This is a genomic window from Caulobacter sp. GW821-FHT10E02, from assembly GCF_059415225.1.
This window is the reverse complement of the sequence record NZ_JBWKMV010000004.1, coordinates 534,046-549,894: the sequence shown is the minus strand read 5'-3', so window position 1 is coordinate 549,894 and position 15,849 is coordinate 534,046. Positions and strand designations below refer to the sequence as shown.

Annotated in this window: 16 protein-coding genes; 8 read left to right on the top strand and 8 right to left on the bottom strand. The window is 68.2% G+C overall.

Translation table 11 applies throughout. The features are described 5' to 3' along the window. The gene (locus tag AC07NI_RS22475) at positions 1–786 is read left to right on the top strand and encodes an SDR family oxidoreductase (protein WP_494623261.1); all 786 of its coding nucleotides are present in this window, start codon (positions 1–3) and stop codon (positions 784–786) included. Positions 787–965: 179 nt separating this feature from the next. Here the strand turns inward: AC07NI_RS22475 and spdR are convergent, their stop codons facing one another. Both spdR and AC07NI_RS22465 read right to left on the bottom strand, forming a co-directional pair. Continuing rightward, on the bottom strand, positions 966–1,523 hold the full coding sequence (spdR, locus tag AC07NI_RS22470) for a stationary phase response regulator transcription factor SpdR (RefSeq protein WP_494623259.1): 558 nt from the start codon (positions 1,521–1,523) through the stop codon (positions 966–968). A gap of 76 nt (positions 1,524–1,599) precedes the next feature. Next, entirely contained in the window at positions 1,600–3,000 is a 1,401-nt protein-coding gene (locus AC07NI_RS22465) for an ActS/PrrB/RegB family redox-sensitive histidine kinase (protein ID WP_494623257.1), read from the bottom strand. A gap of 74 nt (positions 3,001–3,074) precedes the next feature. Between AC07NI_RS22465 and AC07NI_RS22460 the strand changes: the two genes are divergently transcribed. The 4 genes from AC07NI_RS22460 (at position 3,075) to AC07NI_RS22445 (ending at position 6,578) form a co-directional block, all read left to right on the top strand. Further along, positions 3,075–3,665 (top strand): SCO family protein, encoded by a 591-nt coding sequence (locus AC07NI_RS22460; RefSeq protein ID WP_494623255.1) that lies wholly within the window; start codon positions 3,075–3,077, stop codon positions 3,663–3,665. 494 nt (positions 3,666–4,159) lie between these two features. Beyond that, a complete protein-coding gene (locus AC07NI_RS22455) occupies positions 4,160–5,422 on the top strand; it encodes a polyhydroxyalkanoate depolymerase (RefSeq protein ID WP_494623253.1) in 1,263 nt (420 codons plus the stop codon). A gap of 31 nt (positions 5,423–5,453) precedes the next feature. After that, entirely contained in the window at positions 5,454–5,807 is a 354-nt protein-coding gene (locus AC07NI_RS22450) for a hypothetical protein (RefSeq protein ID WP_494623251.1), read from the top strand. Between the two features lie 39 nt (positions 5,808–5,846). Then, on the top strand, positions 5,847–6,578 hold the full coding sequence (locus AC07NI_RS22445) for a YgjP family zinc-dependent metalloprotease (protein WP_494623249.1): 732 nt from the start codon (positions 5,847–5,849) through the stop codon (positions 6,576–6,578). 10 nt (positions 6,579–6,588) lie between these two features. Here the strand turns inward: AC07NI_RS22445 and AC07NI_RS22440 are convergent, their stop codons facing one another. After that, on the bottom strand, positions 6,589–8,550 hold the full coding sequence (locus AC07NI_RS22440; protein WP_494623247.1) for a transglycosylase domain-containing protein: 1,962 nt from the start codon (positions 8,548–8,550) through the stop codon (positions 6,589–6,591). Between the two features lie 245 nt (positions 8,551–8,795). Here AC07NI_RS22440 and recQ point away from each other — a divergent pair, with 245 nt between their 5' ends. Both recQ and AC07NI_RS22430 read left to right on the top strand, forming a co-directional pair. Then, positions 8,796–10,637 carry a DNA helicase RecQ gene (gene recQ, locus AC07NI_RS22435; RefSeq protein WP_494623245.1) on the top strand — a complete coding sequence of 614 codons (1,842 nt, stop codon included), beginning with the start codon at positions 8,796–8,798 and terminating at the stop codon, positions 10,635–10,637. 47 nt (positions 10,638–10,684) lie between these two features. Beyond that, the gene (locus AC07NI_RS22430; RefSeq protein WP_494623243.1) at positions 10,685–11,008 is read left to right on the top strand and encodes a hypothetical protein; all 324 of its coding nucleotides are present in this window, start codon (positions 10,685–10,687) and stop codon (positions 11,006–11,008) included. Positions 11,009–11,024: 16 nt separating this feature from the next. On the opposite strand, the gene mmcB is transcribed toward AC07NI_RS22430, so the two are convergent. After that, a complete protein-coding gene (mmcB, locus tag AC07NI_RS22425; RefSeq protein WP_494623347.1) occupies positions 11,025–11,480 on the bottom strand; it encodes a DNA repair putative endonuclease MmcB in 456 nt (151 codons plus the stop codon). A 32-nt stretch (positions 11,481–11,512) separates the two neighbouring features. Next, complete coding sequence (locus AC07NI_RS22420; protein ID WP_494623241.1) at positions 11,513–12,433, bottom strand: AraC family transcriptional regulator; 921 nt, start codon at positions 12,431–12,433, stop codon at positions 11,513–11,515. Positions 12,434–12,524: 91 nt separating this feature from the next. Between AC07NI_RS22420 and AC07NI_RS22415 the strand changes: the two genes are divergently transcribed. Beyond that, entirely contained in the window at positions 12,525–13,553 is a 1,029-nt protein-coding gene (locus AC07NI_RS22415; RefSeq protein WP_494623239.1) for an SDR family oxidoreductase, read from the top strand. On the opposite strand, the gene AC07NI_RS22410 is transcribed toward AC07NI_RS22415, so the two are convergent. Genes AC07NI_RS22410 through AC07NI_RS22400 form a run of 3 tightly spaced genes read right to left on the bottom strand, consistent with a single transcriptional unit; the run spans position 13,550 to position 15,813 of the window. Beyond that, positions 13,550–14,083, bottom strand: coding sequence for a lipocalin family protein (locus AC07NI_RS22410; RefSeq protein ID WP_494623237.1), 534 nt, complete (start codon positions 14,081–14,083; stop codon positions 13,550–13,552). The two genes, AC07NI_RS22415 and AC07NI_RS22410, sit on opposite strands and share 4 nt — an antisense overlap. After that, positions 14,080–14,616, bottom strand: coding sequence for a lipocalin family protein (locus AC07NI_RS22405; protein WP_494623235.1), 537 nt, complete (start codon positions 14,614–14,616; stop codon positions 14,080–14,082). Before AC07NI_RS22405 ends, AC07NI_RS22410 begins: the two co-directional genes overlap by 4 nt. Before the next feature lie 54 nt (positions 14,617–14,670). Next, positions 14,671–15,813: a ferritin-like domain-containing protein gene (locus AC07NI_RS22400; RefSeq protein ID WP_494623233.1), complete on the bottom strand. Its 1,143-nt coding sequence runs from the start codon at positions 15,811–15,813 to the stop codon at positions 14,671–14,673. Between the last annotated feature and the right edge of the window lie 36 nt (positions 15,814–15,849).

The following is a 15,849-nucleotide window of genomic DNA, read 5'->3' as shown; positions in this document are numbered from 1 at the left end:
ATGGCGCAGAGCACGGGCCGGGTCGCCGGCAAGAAGGCCTTCATCACCGGCGGGGCCCAAGGTCTGGGCGCGGCGGCGGGGCGGATGCTGGCCAGCGAGGGCGCCAAGGTGGCCCTGGCCGACCTGAACCTGGCCGGCGCCCAAGCGGTGGCCGACGAGATCAACGCCGCCCACGGAGTCGGCACGGCCTTCGCCTACCAACTGGACGTCACCCAGGAAGACCAGTGGATCGAGGTGCTGGAGAAGGCTGTCGGCGATCTGGGCGGCCTGTCGGTGCTGGTCAACAACGCCGGCATCGGCGGTGACGGCCCGATCGAGAGCCTCGACTTCGGGCTCTGGAAGAAGGTGATGTCGGTCAATGTCGACTCGGTGTTCCTGGGCGCCAAGCACGCCCTGACCCACATGCGCGCCCACCAGCCCGGCTCGATCATCAATCTGAGCTCGATCGCCGGCCTGATCGCCAACGGCAATTCGCCGGCCTACAACGCCTCGAAGGCGGCGGTCTGGCTGCTGTCGAAGAATATTGCGCTGTACTGCGCCAAGATGAAGCTCGACATCCGCTCGAACTCCATCCACCCGACCTTCATCGACACCCCGATCCTGGACGGCTTCTCGGCCCGGTTCGGCAAGGAAGAGGCCTTCGCCAAGCTGGCCCGCCAGGTGCCGCTGGGCCGTATCGGCGAGCCGAACGACATCGCCAACGCGGTGCTCTACCTGGCCAGCGACGAGAGCAAGTTCATGACCGGCGCCGAGATCAAGGTCGACGGCGGCATCTCGGCGATGTGAGGACGTCTTCCTTCTCCCCTTGCGGGAGAAGGTGTCGCCGCTAGGCGACGGATGAGGGGTCGAAAGACGCAAAACGCCGCGACAAGCCTTTCAGCCATCGCGGCGTTTCTGTTCGTGCGACCCCTCACCCGACCTCCTTCGGAGGCCACCCTCTCCCGCAGGGGGAGAGGGGATTGGGATCAGCGCGGAGCCCGCTTGGCCAGGATCCGCTGCAGCGTCCGCCGGTGCATGTTCAGCCGCCGGGCCGTTTCCGACACGTTGTGGCCGCACATCTCGTAGACGCGCTGGATGTGTTCCCACCGCACGCGGTCGGCGCTCATCGGATTCTCAGGCGGGGCCGGGGCCGCGTCCTTGGCGGCCAGCAGGGCGCGGGCCACGTCGTCGGCGTCGGCGGGCTTGGAGAGGTAGTCGACCACCCCCGCCTTCACCGCCGCCACCGCCGTGGCGATGTTGCCGTAGCCGGTCAGCATGATGACCTTGGCGTCGGCGCGGGCGTCGCGCACGGCCTCGACCACCTTCAGGCCCGAGCCGTCCTCCAGGCGCATGTCCAGCACCGCGTGGGCTGGAGCATGGCTGCGCAGGATCGTCAGGGCCTCGGCCACGGAAGCGGCCAGCGTCACCTCGAACCCACGCTGCTCCAGCGCTCGACCCAATCGGGTCCGCAGCGGAGCGTCATCGTCCAACAGTAGCAGCGTCTTGTCCGGCAGCGCCGAAACCAGCTCACCGATATCCGCCATAGAAGTCCGCGCCTCCCCAGCGCCAATACTCAACAGGCCAAATAACAACCCATACTTTCGTGCTTCCGCGCCTTACTCAAGCCCCCGTAAAGCCAGGGGCTTCCAAAGCCGGCCTGGGCCAGCGCGCCGAAACGACCGCCCCACCCCGGCGACCATTACGGAAATCCACGGTTGCGCCGGTTCGTTCCAGCAAGGTCTTTGCGATAAAGAAGCCCAGACCCATGCCGATATGCCCCGTTCGCGAGCCTTCCGCCCCCGGACGTGTCGTGACGTAGGGCTCGCCCAGCTTGGCCAGCACCTCCGGCGAGAAGCCCGGACCGTCGTCGCGCGCCTCGATGACGATGTAGCGGGCGTCGAAACGGGCGATCACCAGAACCTCGCCGCGCGCGAAATCGACGGCGTTTTCGACGATCGAGGTCATGGCGTGGATGATTTCCGGGCGTCGCCAGATGTCGGGCGCGGTCTCGCCGGACGGGCCGTTGACCACGGCCTCGACCCGGACGCCGTGCACCAGGTGTGGTTCGATCACGTCCTGGACCAGCTGGACGAGGCTCATGCGCTCGTGCACCGCGTCCTGGGCCTCGGGCATCTCGGTCAGGCGCTGGAGGATCTCGCGGCAGCGGGCGGCCTGGCCGATCAGCAGCTCGGCGTCCTCGCGGGTCTGGTCGTCGGGCGCGCCGCGCGCCATCTCGCGGGCCACGACCGAGATCGTCGCAAGCGGCGTCCCCAGTTCGTGGGCGGCGGCGGCGGCCAGGGCCCCGAGGGCCGACAGGCGCTGCTCGCGGGCCAGCACGGTCTCGGTGACGTTGAGGGCCAGCTCCATCCGCGCGGACTCGCTGGCCGCCTGCCAGGCATAGGCCGCCGTCAGGATGATGCCGACGATCCGGGCCGAGACGATGGTCCACAGCATCAGCGGGCTGGGCACATAGGGCCAGGGATGGCCGGCGATGATCGGCAGCGGCATGTGGAAGATCGCCAGCAGCACCGAAGCGGCGATGGCCAGCACCCCCAGGCCGATGGCGTAGCGGGCCGGCAGGGTCGCCGCCGCCAGGGTCACCGGCGCGATCAGCAGCAGGGCGAAGGGGTTGTGGGCGCCGCCGGTCAGATAGACCAGGCCCGACAGCTGCAGGATGTCGAAGGCGATCTGGGCGGTGGCTTCGCCGTCGCGGGCCAGGCGCTGGCCGCTGGAGGCCAGGCCCAGTAGCACGTTCAGCCAGGCCGACAAGGCGATCAGGGTGAAGCACAGCGCCCACGGCACCTGCAGCTTCAAAACCAGGCCGGAAATCAACAGGACGGCGGTTTGGCCGACCACCCATAGCCAGCGTTGCGCCAGAAGGGTGCGTACCCTTAAGCGTCCGCGACGCAGCCCTGGAGCCGTCCAGGACCAGGCGTCGTCTTGCGCCGGTTCGTCGCCCGGCTTATCGAGCCCTTTGTGACGTTGATCGTCGGGTGCTCTCGCAAACGATACGTCAGTCATGGTCGCAGGATTGTCCAGAATTGCGCGCTTTGCGAGAGCAAAAGGACAAGCGGCAATAAAAGGATGAAACGCACATGCCTCGTCACCGCCTTCTCCTGATCCTGGCCTGCGTCCTGGGCCTCGCGGTGACCGCGGGGCTGGCGTGGCGCGCCGGCGTGTTCGAGCCGCAAACATCCGTGGCGGTCGGCGGGCCGTTCCAGCTGGTGAACCAGGACGGCGCCCCGACCACCGAGAAGGCGCTGAAGGGTAAATGGAGCGCGGTGTTCTTCGGTTTCACCTATTGCCCCGATGTCTGCCCCGGCACGCTGCAAGGCCTGTCGGCGGCGACCGACATCCTCGGCCTCAAGGCCAAGGACCTGCAGATCGTCTTCATCTCGATCGACCCGGCCCGCGACACGCCCGAGCAAATGAAGACCTACCTGTCGGCCGACTATGTGCCCAAGACCACGATCGGCCTGACCGGCACGCAGGAGCAGGTCCAGGCGGCCGCCAAGGCCTACAAGGTCTATTACGCCAAGGTCGGCGACGGCCCCGGCTACACCATGGACCACTCGACCGCGATCTACCTGATGGACGAGAAGGGCCGCTTCAAGACGGTGATCCCCTACAACCTGCCGCCGGCCGACATCGCCCGCCGGATCTCGGACGCGATGCGCGAGGGGTAGTCGAAGCACGTGGCGAGACCGGACCCAGAAAGGCATTGGCTTCGTAGTCTTGGTCGCTGGTTGGCGTGGCGCTCGCGGCCCCTGGGGCTCGTCGTAGCAGTTGTGGCGCTTGGTGTTGTGGCCCTCTTGGCGATGCCCATCGCGAAGGGGAACAATGTCGAGGGTACGGTCGTGGAGTTCCGAAAGTTGGGCCGGAAAGGCGGCGTCGAGATGTACGCCGTCATGGACGTCTCCGGGCAACGGCCGCTGGTGCGGCTTGACGCGACTCCGGATTGCCATGTCGGAAGTGTTGTCCGCCTCTACAAGCAGCAGACCTTTTTGGGCGCGCGATATTCAGCGCTGCTGGGGTGTCGGCGATAACGCGTCGGCGCGAGGCGGGTGACCGCTACCACCTCACCGTGAAGCGACGCCATGACGCGGCGCAAATCGCTGCGAAAGGTAGACTCCGTTAGGTTCTGACGTGCTATGTTGCGATGCAACATCGCGGATGCGCCATGCTCTACGCTCTTCACGAAGCGGCTTATTACGCCTCCACCCCGATGCGCCAGATGGCGCTGGCGGCCCGGGATTTCTGGGGATCGCCGCTGAATCCGGCCGCCGACACGGCCGTGGGCCGGCGCATGCACGCCGGTGCGGACCTGTTCGCCAACATCACTCGCCGCTACGGCAAGCCGAAGTGGGGCATCGACACGGTCAAGATCGGCCAGGTCGACGTCCGCGTCCGCGAGACCATCGTCTGGCAGAGCCCGTGGGCGCGCGTCATCCAGTTCGACCGCGACATGGCCGACATGCGCCGGGCCGGCAAGTTCAGCCTCGACCCCGCCGTGCTGATCGTCGCGCCGCTGTCGGGCCACTACGCGACCCTGCTGCGCGGCACGGTCGAGGCGTTCCTGCCCGACCACTCGGTGTTCATCGTCGACTGGGTCAACGCCCGCAACGTCTCGGTGCTGGAAGGCCGCTTCGACTTCCACGACTATATCGACCACATCATCCAGATGCTGGCCGTGCTGGGCCCGCGCCCGAACGTGGTGGCCGTCTGCCAGCCCGGTCCGCCGGTCCTGGCCGCCGCCGCCCTGATGGCCGAGCAGAACCATCCCTCGCGTCCGGCCAGCATGACCTTCATGGGCTCGCCGATCGACGCGCGCCTGTCGCCGACCGTGACCAACCAGCTGGCCGAGGAAAAGCCGTTCACCTGGTTCCAGTCGAACATGATCTACACGGTGCCGCCGCCCTATCCGGGCGCGGGCCGGCGCGTCTATCCGGGCTTCGTGCAGCTGGCCAGCTTCATGAGCATGAACGCCGAGCGCCACCAGGAGGCCCACCGCCGCTACTTCACCGACCTGGTGAAGGGCGACGGCGACAGCGCCGACAAGCACCTGGAGTTCTACGACGAGTACCTGTCGGTCCTGGACCTGACCGAGGAGTTCTACCTCCAGACCATCGACATCGTCTTCCAGCAGTACCTGCTGCCGAAGGGCGAGCTGATGCATCGCGGGGCCCTGGTGAAGCCCGAGGCGATCACCGACATCGGCCTGATGACGGTCGAGGGCGAGAACGACGACATCTCCGGCATCGGCCAGACCCAGGCCGCCCACACCCTGTGCTCGAACATCCCGGACGACCTGAAGCTGGACTACGTCCAGCCCAATGTCGGCCATTACGGGGTGTTCAACGGCCGCCGGTTCCGCGAGGAGATCTATCCGCGCGTCCGCAAGTTCATCCGCAAGTGCGACCCGCACTTCGAGGAAGAGGCTTGAGCTTAGGCGTCGGTCACGGCCAAGCTGGGCCATGTCCGACGCAAGACCCTCGCTGATCGACCGCCTGGCGGACCTGAGCTTCCGCACGAAGCTGTTCGCCGTGGCGGTGGTCTACATGATCCTCGCGCTCTGGATTTCCGAAGCGACCGGCAGCGACGTGGCGTTGCGGTTCTGGTTCGCCTCGGCGCTGCCGATCGTCTGGCTCGTCGGACTGTTCCTGCAATGGCTGTCGTTGCGCCCCCGTCCAGCGCTAGGCGCCGCCGCCGGTGACCTGATCCAGCAGGCCCGCGCCCGCCCGCTGGTTTCGGCCTTCTACGCCGTCGCCGCCGTGACCATCGAAACGTTCGCGGTCGCGGACGCGCTCGGGCGGCCGCTCCTGCGCTAGCTCTTGCGCCGGATCGGGCGCGGGGCGATCTAGAGGACAATGAACTTCTTCACGCCGAAAGCCGCATCAAACCGCTTCGCCGACGGTGATCGACTGGAGATCGGCGGCTGGCCGGTCCGCCTGCGGGTGGACGGCCGGGCGCGGCGGATTTCGCTGCGCGTCGATCGGGCCAAGTCCGAGATCGTCGCCCTGGCCCCCAACCTCAAGCGCCTGAACGAGGCCGTCGCCTTCGCCCAGGAGAAGTCCGGCTGGATCGCCAAGCAACTGGCGGCCTTGCCCGAGCGGATGAGCCTGGCCCCCGGCGGCGTCCTGCGGCTCAACGATCAGGCCTATCGTCTCGAGGTCGGTCCTGGCCGAGCCCGCATCGAGGCCGACCGCATTGTCGCGCCCAACGACGCCAACTGGGGGCTGAAGGTCATCCGCCTGGCCAAGCGCGAGGCGCTGTCCGTCCTGACCGAACGCACCGCCATCCATGCGGCGGCGCTGGGGCGGCCGATGCCGTCGGTGGCGGTGGCCGATCCGAAGGCGCGCTGGGGCTCGTGCCGTCCGGCCACCTCCCGGGCCCCGGCGGCGATCCGCTACAGCTGGCGGCTGATCCTGGCCCCGGCGGTGGTGGCCGACTATGTCGCCGCCCACGAATGCGCCCACCTGATCGAGGCCAACCACGGGCCGCGCTTCTGGGCGCTGTGCGAACAGCTGGCCGGCGATCCGGCGCCCCACCGCGCGTGGCTACGAGCCCACGCGGCGGAGCTGCACGCGATCGGGGCCTAGCCGCAGTCTCCTAGTAAGGCAGCTGATCCACCGGCGGGGCGGTGCCGGCCGGGGTCTCGGCGGCCGGGCCTTCCGGTCCCGGCGTCGGGTTCATCAGATCGCCGATCGGATCCGTCGGTGCGACCGGCGGAGGCTCGACCATGCCGCCCGGGATCGGGGTGGCCTTCAGGCGGGGCAGGGCGGCGGCCATGAAGGTGCGCCAGACCTCGGCGGGCGCGCCGCCGCCGGTGACCCGCTTCATCGGGGTGTTGTCGTCCTTGCCGGTCCAGACGGCGGTGACGAAGCCGCCGGTGTAGCCGACGAACCAGGCGTCCTTGTAGTCGCTGGTCGTGCCGGTCTTGCCGGCGATGTCGTAGCCAGCGACCTTGGCGCGGGTGCCGGTGCCGGAAGCCACGACCTGGCGCATCATCTGATTCATGTACTGCAGGGCCGGCGAGCCGATCACGGCCGAGCGGGCCTGCTTGTCGACGCCGTGGTCGTACAGCACCTTGCCGCTGGCGGTGCGGATGCGCTCGATGCCGTAGCCCTTGGCCAGGAAGCCGCCGTTCGAGAACGGGGCGTAGGCCTGGGCCATCTCCATCGGCGAGACCTCGACCGCGCCCAGCGCCATCGACGGGTCCAGCTGGATCTTGCTGGTGATGCCGAGGCGGCGGGCCGTGGCGGCGACATTGCTGGTGCCGACCTCGTTGGCCAGGCGCGCGGCGACCGTATTGATCGACTGGGCCAAGGCCGTCTGCAGGGTGATCGGGCCCAGGTACTTGTTGGTGTAGTTCTTCGGTTCCCAGTTGCCGATCTTCACCGGCTCGTCGACGACCATGACGGCGGGCGTGCGGCCCTGTTCCATGGCGGTCAGGTAGACGAACGGCTTGAAGGCCGAACCGGCCTGGCGGCGAGCGGTGGTCGCGCGGTCGAACTGGGTCTCGGCATAGTCGGCGCCGCCCACATAGGCGCGGATGCGGCCTTCGCCGTCGATGGCGACCAGGGCCGCCTGCTGCACGCCTTGCGCCTCGTGGCCGTCGACGCCCAGCTTCACGGCGCGCTCGGCCGAGACCTGGATCGGCAGGTCCAGCGTGGTCTCAACGACGAGGTCCTCGGTCGGTTCGCCGACCAGCGAGCGGACCTGAGCGTCGATATAGTCGGTGAAGTACTGGGCGCGCTGGTTGGCCAGGGTGGCCGAGACCTGCACCGGGGTCTTGAAGGCCTCGTCGCGCTCCTCGGCGGTGATGGCCTTGATGCGCACCATCTCGTCGAGAACGATCGTGGCGCGGCGGGCGGCGCGTTCCTTGGCCGAGACCGGCGAATAGCGGGCCGGGCCCTTCATCATGCCGGCCAGCAGGGCCGACTCGCCGATGGTCAGGTCCTTGGCGGGCTTGTTGAAATAGCGCTGCGAGGCGGCCTCGATGCCGTAGGCGCCGGCGCCGAAATAGACCCGGTTCATATAGAGGGCCAGGATCTGCTTCTTGCTGAACTTCAGCTCCAGCCAGACGGCCAGGATCAGCTCCTGGGCCTTGCGGCGGTAATTCTGAGCCGGGCTCAGGAACAGGTTGCGGGCCAGCTGCTGGGTGATGGTCGAGCCGCCGCGCTGGGGACCGTCATGGGTGGCGTTCCAGATCAGCGAGCGGGCGATGCCCCAGGGGTTGAAGCCGATGTGGTGGTAGAACTGGCGGTCCTCGATCGCCACGAAGGCGGCCGGCACGTATTTCGGCAGGGCGTCGATATCGACGGGCGGCGCATATTGGCTGCCGCGCACGGCCAGCAGGGCGCCCGAGCGGTCCAGATAGTTGATCGAGGGCTGGCGCTTGACGTCGTAGAGCTTGGACGTGTCGGGCAGATCGCTGGCGAACACCGCGAAGAAGGCGACGACAAAGATCAGGCCCCAGACACCCAGGACCGTGCCCCAATAGACGAGGGCCTGGAGCGGGGTGCGCTGCGGCCGAGCCGCCTTGTTCCCGCCGAAGGGTCCGTTCGCCATGGTCGTCCTGTATCCCGCGCGTCGATCTCAAGCGCGTTTCGTTTAGCCCAAGCCCACACAACGCGCGACAAGATTGACGAGAAGTGAACGAAGCTTAAGGCGCGCTTGTGGCGGCGGCCTCTCGGCGCCATGTTGCCACTTCTAATTGAGGAAACAAACGGCGAACGACCATGGCGTTCCTAGCCTCGTCAGATGGCGACCTGTCGTGCTTGGCCTCGCCGCCCGAGGCTGTCAAAAGAGCCCCCGTGTACGTTCCTCCCGAATCCCCCGAACTCGACCACGCCCGCGACGTCCTGCGGCGTACCTTCGGCCACGCCGACTTCCGAGGCATGCAGGCCGGGGTGATCAGCGAGATCCTGGCCGGCCACAGCGCCATGGCCGTGTTGCCCACCGGCGGCGGCAAGTCGCTCTGCTACCAGATCCCGTCGCTGATCCGGCCCGGCGTCGGTCTGGTGATCTCGCCGCTGATCGCCCTGATGGCCGACCAGGTCCAGGGCCTGCGCCAGGCGGGGGTAGCGGCCGAGCGGCTGGACAGCAACGTCTCGATGGACGAGCGCAACGACATCTGGCGGCGCATCGACGCCGGCGAGGTCGACATGCTGTACCTCTCGCCCGAAGGCCTGATGCAGCCGTGGATGCTGGATCGCCTCTCGCGCACGCCGCTCGCTTTGATCGCCGTCGACGAAGCCCACTGCGTCAGCCAGTGGGGCCACGACTTCCGGCCTGAATACCGGATGATGGGGCGGCTGGCCGAGCTCTTCCCGAACGTGCCGCGCCTGGCCGTCACCGCCACCGCCGACGCCCGGACCCGCGACGACATCCGCGCCGAGCTGCGCCTGCAGGGCGCGGCCGAGTTCGTCGACAGCTTCGCCCGTCCCGAACTGGCGCTGTCGGCCGAGCGCAAGCGCGGCAAGGGCCATGATCGCGTGGTCGAGCTCGTTTTGGAGCGCCCCGGCCGGGCCGGCGTCGTCTATGCCGGCAGCCGCGACTCCACCGAGAAGCTGGCCGAGAAACTCAACGCCGAGGGCATCCCGGCCGTGGCCTATCACGCCGGCCTCGACAAGGCCGTGCGCGCCAAGCGGCTGGAGGACTTCCTGGAGGCCGACGCCGCGGTGATGGTGGCGACGATCGCGTTCGGCATGGGCGTCGACAAGCCCGACGTGCGCTTCGTGATCCACGCCGACCCGCCGGCCGCCATCGAGGCCTATTGGCAGGAGGTCGGCCGCGCCGGCCGCGACGGCCAGCCGGCCGAGGGCATCACGCTCTACGGCTCGGCCGACATGGCCTGGGCCGGTCGCCGGATCGACACCAAGGACGCCCCCGACGAGGTCAAGCAGGCCCAGTCGCGGAAGCTGCGCCAATTCTATTCGATGATGGAGGGCGTCACCTGCCGGGCCGCCGCCGTCCGCCGCTATTTCGGCGAGGAGGGCGTGGCCCCCTGCGGCGTCTGCGATATCTGCGTCGCGCCGCCGACCGGCATCGACGCCACCCAGGCCGCCCAGAAGGCGTTGTCGGCCGTCCACCGCATGGGCGGCAGGTTCGGGCGCGGGCGCTTGATCGAGCACCTGCTGGGCAAGACCAAGGACGTCACGCCCCAGGAGGCCCAGTTGCCGACCTTCGGCATCGGCCGCGAGTTCAGCCAGCCGGCCTGGCGCGACCTGTTCGACACCCTGATCTTCGAGGGCCTGCTGCGCGAAGACCCCAATGACGGCCGGCCGCTGATCGGCCTGGGCGATGTCGAGGGGGTGCGCCAGGTCTATCGCGGCGAGCGCCGCGTGGCCCTGCGCCAGATGGCCGAGGCGCCGGAGACGGGCCGCACGACCGGGGCCCGCAAGCGCCGCGAGGGCAAGGCTCTTACCATCCCGCTCGAGAACCAGCTGGTGTTCGAGGCCCTGCGCGCCTGGCGCAAGGAGCAGGCCCAGGCCCAGCACGTGCCGCCCTACGTCATCTTCCACGACGCCACCCTGGCCGAGATCGCCGCCGCGCGACCGGCCACCTTGGCGGCGCTGGGCAAGTCCGGCGGCGTCGGCCAAGGCAAGCTGGACCGTTATGGCGAAGCGGTTTTGAAGGTGGTGCGGGAGAACTAAACGGCGTCCCACGGGTTAGTCTCCGGTCAAGCCGAGGAGCCTCCCCCATGACGGACATCAGCAGCTTCACCCCCGACACCTCGTCGGCCGCCGCCGCGCTGGATGGCGCGAAGAAGACGACCGCCGAAAAGACCCAGAAGGCCAAGGAAGCGGTCAGCAAGGCCGTGAAGTCGGCCCGCGAGACCGCCACCGAAGTGGCCCAGCAGACCCGCACCTTCGCCGAAGAAAAGGCCAAGGTCGGCGCGGCCTGGACCCGCGACAAGGCCCAGGTGGCGCATCATGCCGCCGAGGAACACCCGGTTGGTGTCGCGCTCGGCGCGTTCGCGATCGGGCTCGGCGTGGGTTTCCTGATCGCGCGTAATCTGGACTAGCTACAAGCCCTCTTTGCTAGAGGCTTAGGCGCTCGGCGTTCACGCCCGCGGCTCGCAAGGCCGCGAGGCGGGCGAACGCCAGCGTCAGGGCCTTGCGACGGGCCGGCGCCAGCGGCGTGACGGGCGCCTCGCGCACGACCGCGCCGCCGAAGCCGTCGGCGACGACCATTCCCGGCTCGTCCGGCAGGATCCCGTCCGGGAAATGCGGCGCGACCGCGAAATAGAACGCGTCGCAATAGGGCGCGTACTCGCCCCACTTCCGGTCGACCCGGAAGTCCTCCAGCCCCGACTTCACCTCGACAATCAGCACGTCGCCTTTGGGGCCCAGCGCCATCAGGTCGGCCCGCCGTCCATTCGGCAAGGTCACCTCGGCCAGCGGCGCATAGCCCAGGTCGATCAGCAGCCGCGCGGCGCCCCGGGTCACGGCCAGGGTGGTTTCGGGGCGGCTCTGGAGTTCGATGATCACGTCCATCGTCGCGATCATGTTCCAGCTTTGTTCGCGGATCAAGCTCTTGCGAACGTGCGATAGGCGCGGGGCGAGTTGCCGGTCACGCGCTTGAAGGCGTTGCTGAAGGCGCTTTCAGAGGCGTAGCCCAGCGACTGGCCGATCACCGCCACGGCGGTGGTCTCGTCGCGCAAGGCCCGCTCCGCCAGACGCATCCGCCAGTCGGTCAGATAGGTCAGCGGCGCTTTGCCGGACACGGCCTTGAAGCAGCTGGCGAACGAGGTGCGCGACATGGCGCATGCCTTGGCCAGTTCTTCCAGACCCCAGGCCCGGCCGGGCTCGCCATGCATCAGCCGCAGCGCCGGGGCGGTGCGGGGATCTGCCAGGGCCCGCAGCCAGCCAGCCGGCAGCGGGCCACCGGCCTGGAGGTGCGAGCGCAGGATCTCCGTGAACAGCAGCTGGGCCAGGTGCGACGAGGCCAGTTGCGCGCCGGGCAGGCCGCCGGCGGTTTCCTCGACCAGCCGGTTCAGCAGCCAGCCGAACGCGGCGGCCTCCGGCGATCCGCCCTTGATGTGCAGCCACGGCGGCAGGACGTCGGCCAGCAGCCCGCCGTTCAGCGGATTGAGCAGGATGTGGCCGCCGATGAAGCCGAAGTCCGCGCCGTCGCCCAACACCGCCGAGGCCAGGCCCACGGGCGAGAACAGGCTGGTCGCCTCGACCGGTTCGATCCCCGGTCCGCTGGCCATGATGTAGTCGCGCTGGACGGTGAGCAGGCCGATGTCGCCGGCTTCCAGCCGCACTGTGGTCTCGGGCTCATCCTCGAACCAGAACCAGCAGCCGCCGTGCAGCACGGCCGACATCTTGATCCGATGGCGCGAGCGGAAGCGGATCGCCCACGGCCCGCCAGCCGTGAAGCCGCCGGCGTGGACGGCCTGGGCCTGGGTCAGGCTGAGGATCTCGGAGAACGGATCGATGGTCATTCTCGGATTTTCGCGAAAGTATCGCGGATCGACAAGCATTCTCCGTCCGCGCCGTGATCGGTAGCTTCCGGGTATCGATCAGGAGACACCTATGCAAGACGATCTGGTTCTGGTGACCGGCGGGACGGGCTTCATCGCCCAGCACTGCATTCTGGCCCTGCTGGCCCAGGGCTACCGCGTGCGCACCACTCTGCGGACCCCGGCCCGGGAGGCCGAGGTGCGGGCCTATTTGAAGGTCGGCGGCGCCGAGCCCGGCGAGCGGCTGAGCTTCGTCACGGCCGACCTGGAGGACGATCGCGGCTGGGCGGAAGCCGTCGAGGGCTGCGCCTATGTCCTGCACGGCGCCTCGCCGACCCCGTCGGGCGACTATGCCAGCGAGGACGACTGGATCATCCCCGCCGTCGAGGGCAATTTCCGGGTGCTGCGCGCGGCGCGGGACGCAGGCGTCAAAAGGGTGGTGCTGACCTCGGCCTTCGGCGCGGTCGGCATGGGCCACAAGCCGATGAGCCGGCCGTTCAATGAAACCGACTGGACGCAGCTGAACAACAAGGTTGCGCCCTACCAGAAGTCCAAGACCCTGTCCGAACGCGCTGCCTGGGACTTCATCGCCGCCGAGGGACGGGGGCTGGAGCTGTCGGCCGTCAATCCGACCGCGGTCATGGGGCCGGTGCTGGGCGCGGACTATTCGCACTCCATCCGGCTGATCAAGCAGATGCTGGACGGCCTGCCAGGGTGCCCGAAGGTCAATTCCGGCTTCATTGACGCTCGCGACGTCGCCGACCTGCACCTGCGCGCCATGACCCATCCCGCCGCCAACGGCGAGCGCTTCCTGGCCATCGCCGGCGAGAGCCTGTGGATGCGCGAGGTGGCGGCGGTGCTGAAGCGCCGGATGGGCGCGGCGGCGGCCAAGGTCACAACCAAGGACATCCCTAACACGGTCGTCCGGCTGGGCGCCGCGGCCGGCAATCCGGCCCTCAAGGCCCTGGTCCCGTTCCTGGGCGTGACCATGAACGCCACCAGCGACAAGGCCATCCGCCTGCTGGGCTGGTCGCCGCGCTCGGCGGAGGAGGCGATCGTCGCTTCGGCCGAGAGCCTGATCGCGCTGGGCCTGATCGACTAAGGCGCGGGCTGCTTGGTCGGCCGCAGCAGCGCGGTGTCATAGCCCAGCGCCCCAGCCCGCGCCGTCAGGGCCGCGCGGTCGGCGTCGGTGGGGAGCTGGCGCGACAGCAGCCACAGGTACTTGCCCGAGCCCTCGCCGACGATCGACCAGCTGTAGTCTTCGGCGTGGTCCAGGACCCAGTAGTCGCCGAAGAAGAACGGGCCGAAGAAGCTGACCTTCAGCTTGGCGTTGGTGGTCGCGTCCGCGACCTTGGCCTTGCCTTCGGAGACCTTCACCGGCCCATCGACCGCGCCTTGGTGGCAGGTGTTGAGCACGCGGATCAGGCCGTCGGGGCGCTTGGCGTATTCGGCGGTGACGCCTTCGCAGCCCTTCTCGAAGCGCATGTCGTAGCGGGCCACCTCGTACCAGCGGCCGGCGTAGCGTTCGAGGTCGACGGCCTTGGCTGGTTGCGGCGGGTGCGGATTGCCGACCGGGCCGGCGACGCAGGCGGTCAGGGCCAGGGCGCTCAAGGTGGCGAGGAAGGGCTTCATGCGCCGGCTCCGCCCGGCGGGTGCTGCGGGAATTCCAGCTTGCCGTAGCCCAGCGCCCGGACCCGCTCGACCGCCACGGCCTGCGAGGCCGACGGCATGTCGGGCTGGCGGGCGATCAGCCAGACATAGTTGCCGCCCGGCGTGGCCATGATCGCCCAGCTGTGGTCGTTGGCGCAGTCGAGGACCCAGTATTCCTGCTTCTTGAGGCCGCCGAGGAAGCTCATCGTGAAGCGGGTGTTCTGGCTGCCCTGGATGATCCGACCGGTGGTCGAGAACACCTTCTCCGGACCCAGGGCCGAGCCGCGATGGCAGATCTGCCGGACCTTGAAGCTGCCGCCTTCGGTCGTGAAGTCGGTGGTCGGGGCCTCGCAGTCGCGCTGCCCGGCGTTGGGCGTGCGGGCGATCTCGTACCAGCGGCCGGTATAGAACGTGGCCGCCACGGGCTTGGCTGGCGGTTGCGCGCCGGCCAGCGCCACGCTGCCGCTCAGGGCGGACGCAGCCAGGACGAGCGCCAGTGTCTTGGAGAAAAGCATGGGCGGACCTTTGCCTCGGTCCGCCCAAACGCGGTGGGTTGTCGGAAGTTCCGACTATTCGGCGGCGATGCTGACGCCGCTGAGCGGACGGTCCTTGAAGTTGATCGCCTGCAGGTGGCGGATGCCCTCCTCGGCGATGTCGTCGCCGACCATCCGGTCGCCCTCGCTCTTCAGTTCGTCGATGTCGACGTACATGGCGTAGAAGGCCTTGGTGCGGTCGGTGATGATGCCGGCGTTGAGCAGCGTCTTGACCAGCACCCGGAAGATGTTGGTCTGCTCCTTCATGTTCTCCCGACGCACGTCGTCGGTCATGATCTTCCCGTACTCCTCGACCACCTTGTCGGGATCCAGGCCGAACGCGGCGTAGAGATCCAGCTGCTGGTGCGGCGAGACCAGGTTGAACAGCAGGGTCTGGAAGCAGTGCGCCGCCCAGTCCTCGATGATCGCGTGCTCTTCGGGGGTCAGCTTGGGCACCGTGCGATCGGCCCAGATCTTCCCGAACTTGTGGTGGAAGGCCTCGTCGGTCATCACCAGCTGCAGCAGCTTCTTGCCGACCGGGTCGTTGATATTGTTGTAGAACGTGGCGAAGGCGCCCATGGCCAGGCCTTCGACCAGCATCTGCATGCCGATGATCTTCTTGTAGACCTCGGGCGCGCCGATGATCTCGACCAGCAGGGTCTTCAGGGCCGGACCGCACTCGACCGGCTTGCCCCAGCGGGCCTTGATATATTTGGCGAAGGCCGTGACGTGGCGGGCCTCTTCGCGCGTCTGGTTGGCGGCGTATTCCTGCGCGCCCTGGTCCTTCAGCACGTGGCACAGGCTGGCCGACAGGTTCAGCGCGCCCTGCTCGCCGTGCAGGATCGACGAGAAGCTGCGCAGCACCGACTGGTTGATGAAGCGGATGCGCGTCTTCGGGTCGGACAGGTGGTTGGAGACGTAGTCGGTCGACAGGGCGATGACCATGTCCTCGGGAACCAGGGCCTGGTTCTCCATGTCGAACGGCTCGTCGAAGTCGATATAGGTCTTGTCCAGCGGATCCCAGAAGTGGTCGTGGGTCGCGGAAATGATCTTGTCGAAGGCGCTGGAGCGGTTGCCGTAGCGGTCGAGTTCGAGCATCGACTCGAAGTCGTCCGGCGCGACCGCGTCGTACATGGCGTCCTTGGTGATGTTCCGGTCTTTAGAGATTGGGTCGGTCATGTCGGCGCTCCCTGTCGGCCGGGTGACGTCCATAAG

What these genes read in the sequence shown, in the direction of transcription:
- spdR (WP_494623259.1), bottom strand. Translation starts at nt 1,523, where the DNA reads ATGGCGGATATCGGTGAGCTGGTTTCGGCGCTGCCGGACAAGACGCTG.
- AC07NI_RS22460 (WP_494623255.1), top strand. Translation starts at nt 3,075, where the DNA reads ATGCCTCGTCACCGCCTTCTCCTGATCCTGGCCTGCGTCCTGGGCCTC.
- AC07NI_RS22450 (WP_494623251.1), top strand. Translation starts at nt 5,454, where the DNA reads ATGTCCGACGCAAGACCCTCGCTGATCGACCGCCTGGCGGACCTGAGC.
- AC07NI_RS22400 (WP_494623233.1), bottom strand. Translation starts at nt 15,813, where the DNA reads ATGACCGACCCAATCTCTAAAGACCGGAACATCACCAAGGACGCCATG.
- mmcB (WP_494623347.1), bottom strand. Translation starts at nt 11,480, where the DNA reads ATGGACGTGATCATCGAACTCCAGAGCCGCCCCGAAACCACCCTGGCC.
- AC07NI_RS22430 (WP_494623243.1), top strand. Translation starts at nt 10,685, where the DNA reads ATGACGGACATCAGCAGCTTCACCCCCGACACCTCGTCGGCCGCCGCC.
- AC07NI_RS22405 (WP_494623235.1), bottom strand. Translation starts at nt 14,616, where the DNA reads ATGCTTTTCTCCAAGACACTGGCGCTCGTCCTGGCTGCGTCCGCCCTG.
- AC07NI_RS22415 (WP_494623239.1), top strand. Translation starts at nt 12,525, where the DNA reads ATGCAAGACGATCTGGTTCTGGTGACCGGCGGGACGGGCTTCATCGCC.
- AC07NI_RS22475 (WP_494623261.1), top strand. Translation starts at nt 1, where the DNA reads ATGGCGCAGAGCACGGGCCGGGTCGCCGGCAAGAAGGCCTTCATCACC.
- AC07NI_RS22465 (WP_494623257.1), bottom strand. Translation starts at nt 3,000, where the DNA reads ATGACTGACGTATCGTTTGCGAGAGCACCCGACGATCAACGTCACAAA.
- AC07NI_RS22445 (WP_494623249.1), top strand. Translation starts at nt 5,847, where the DNA reads ATGAACTTCTTCACGCCGAAAGCCGCATCAAACCGCTTCGCCGACGGT.
- AC07NI_RS22455 (WP_494623253.1), top strand. Translation starts at nt 4,160, where the DNA reads ATGCTCTACGCTCTTCACGAAGCGGCTTATTACGCCTCCACCCCGATG.
- AC07NI_RS22420 (WP_494623241.1), bottom strand. Translation starts at nt 12,433, where the DNA reads ATGACCATCGATCCGTTCTCCGAGATCCTCAGCCTGACCCAGGCCCAG.
- AC07NI_RS22440 (WP_494623247.1), bottom strand. Translation starts at nt 8,550, where the DNA reads ATGGCGAACGGACCCTTCGGCGGGAACAAGGCGGCTCGGCCGCAGCGC.
- AC07NI_RS22410 (WP_494623237.1), bottom strand. Translation starts at nt 14,083, where the DNA reads ATGAAGCCCTTCCTCGCCACCTTGAGCGCCCTGGCCCTGACCGCCTGC.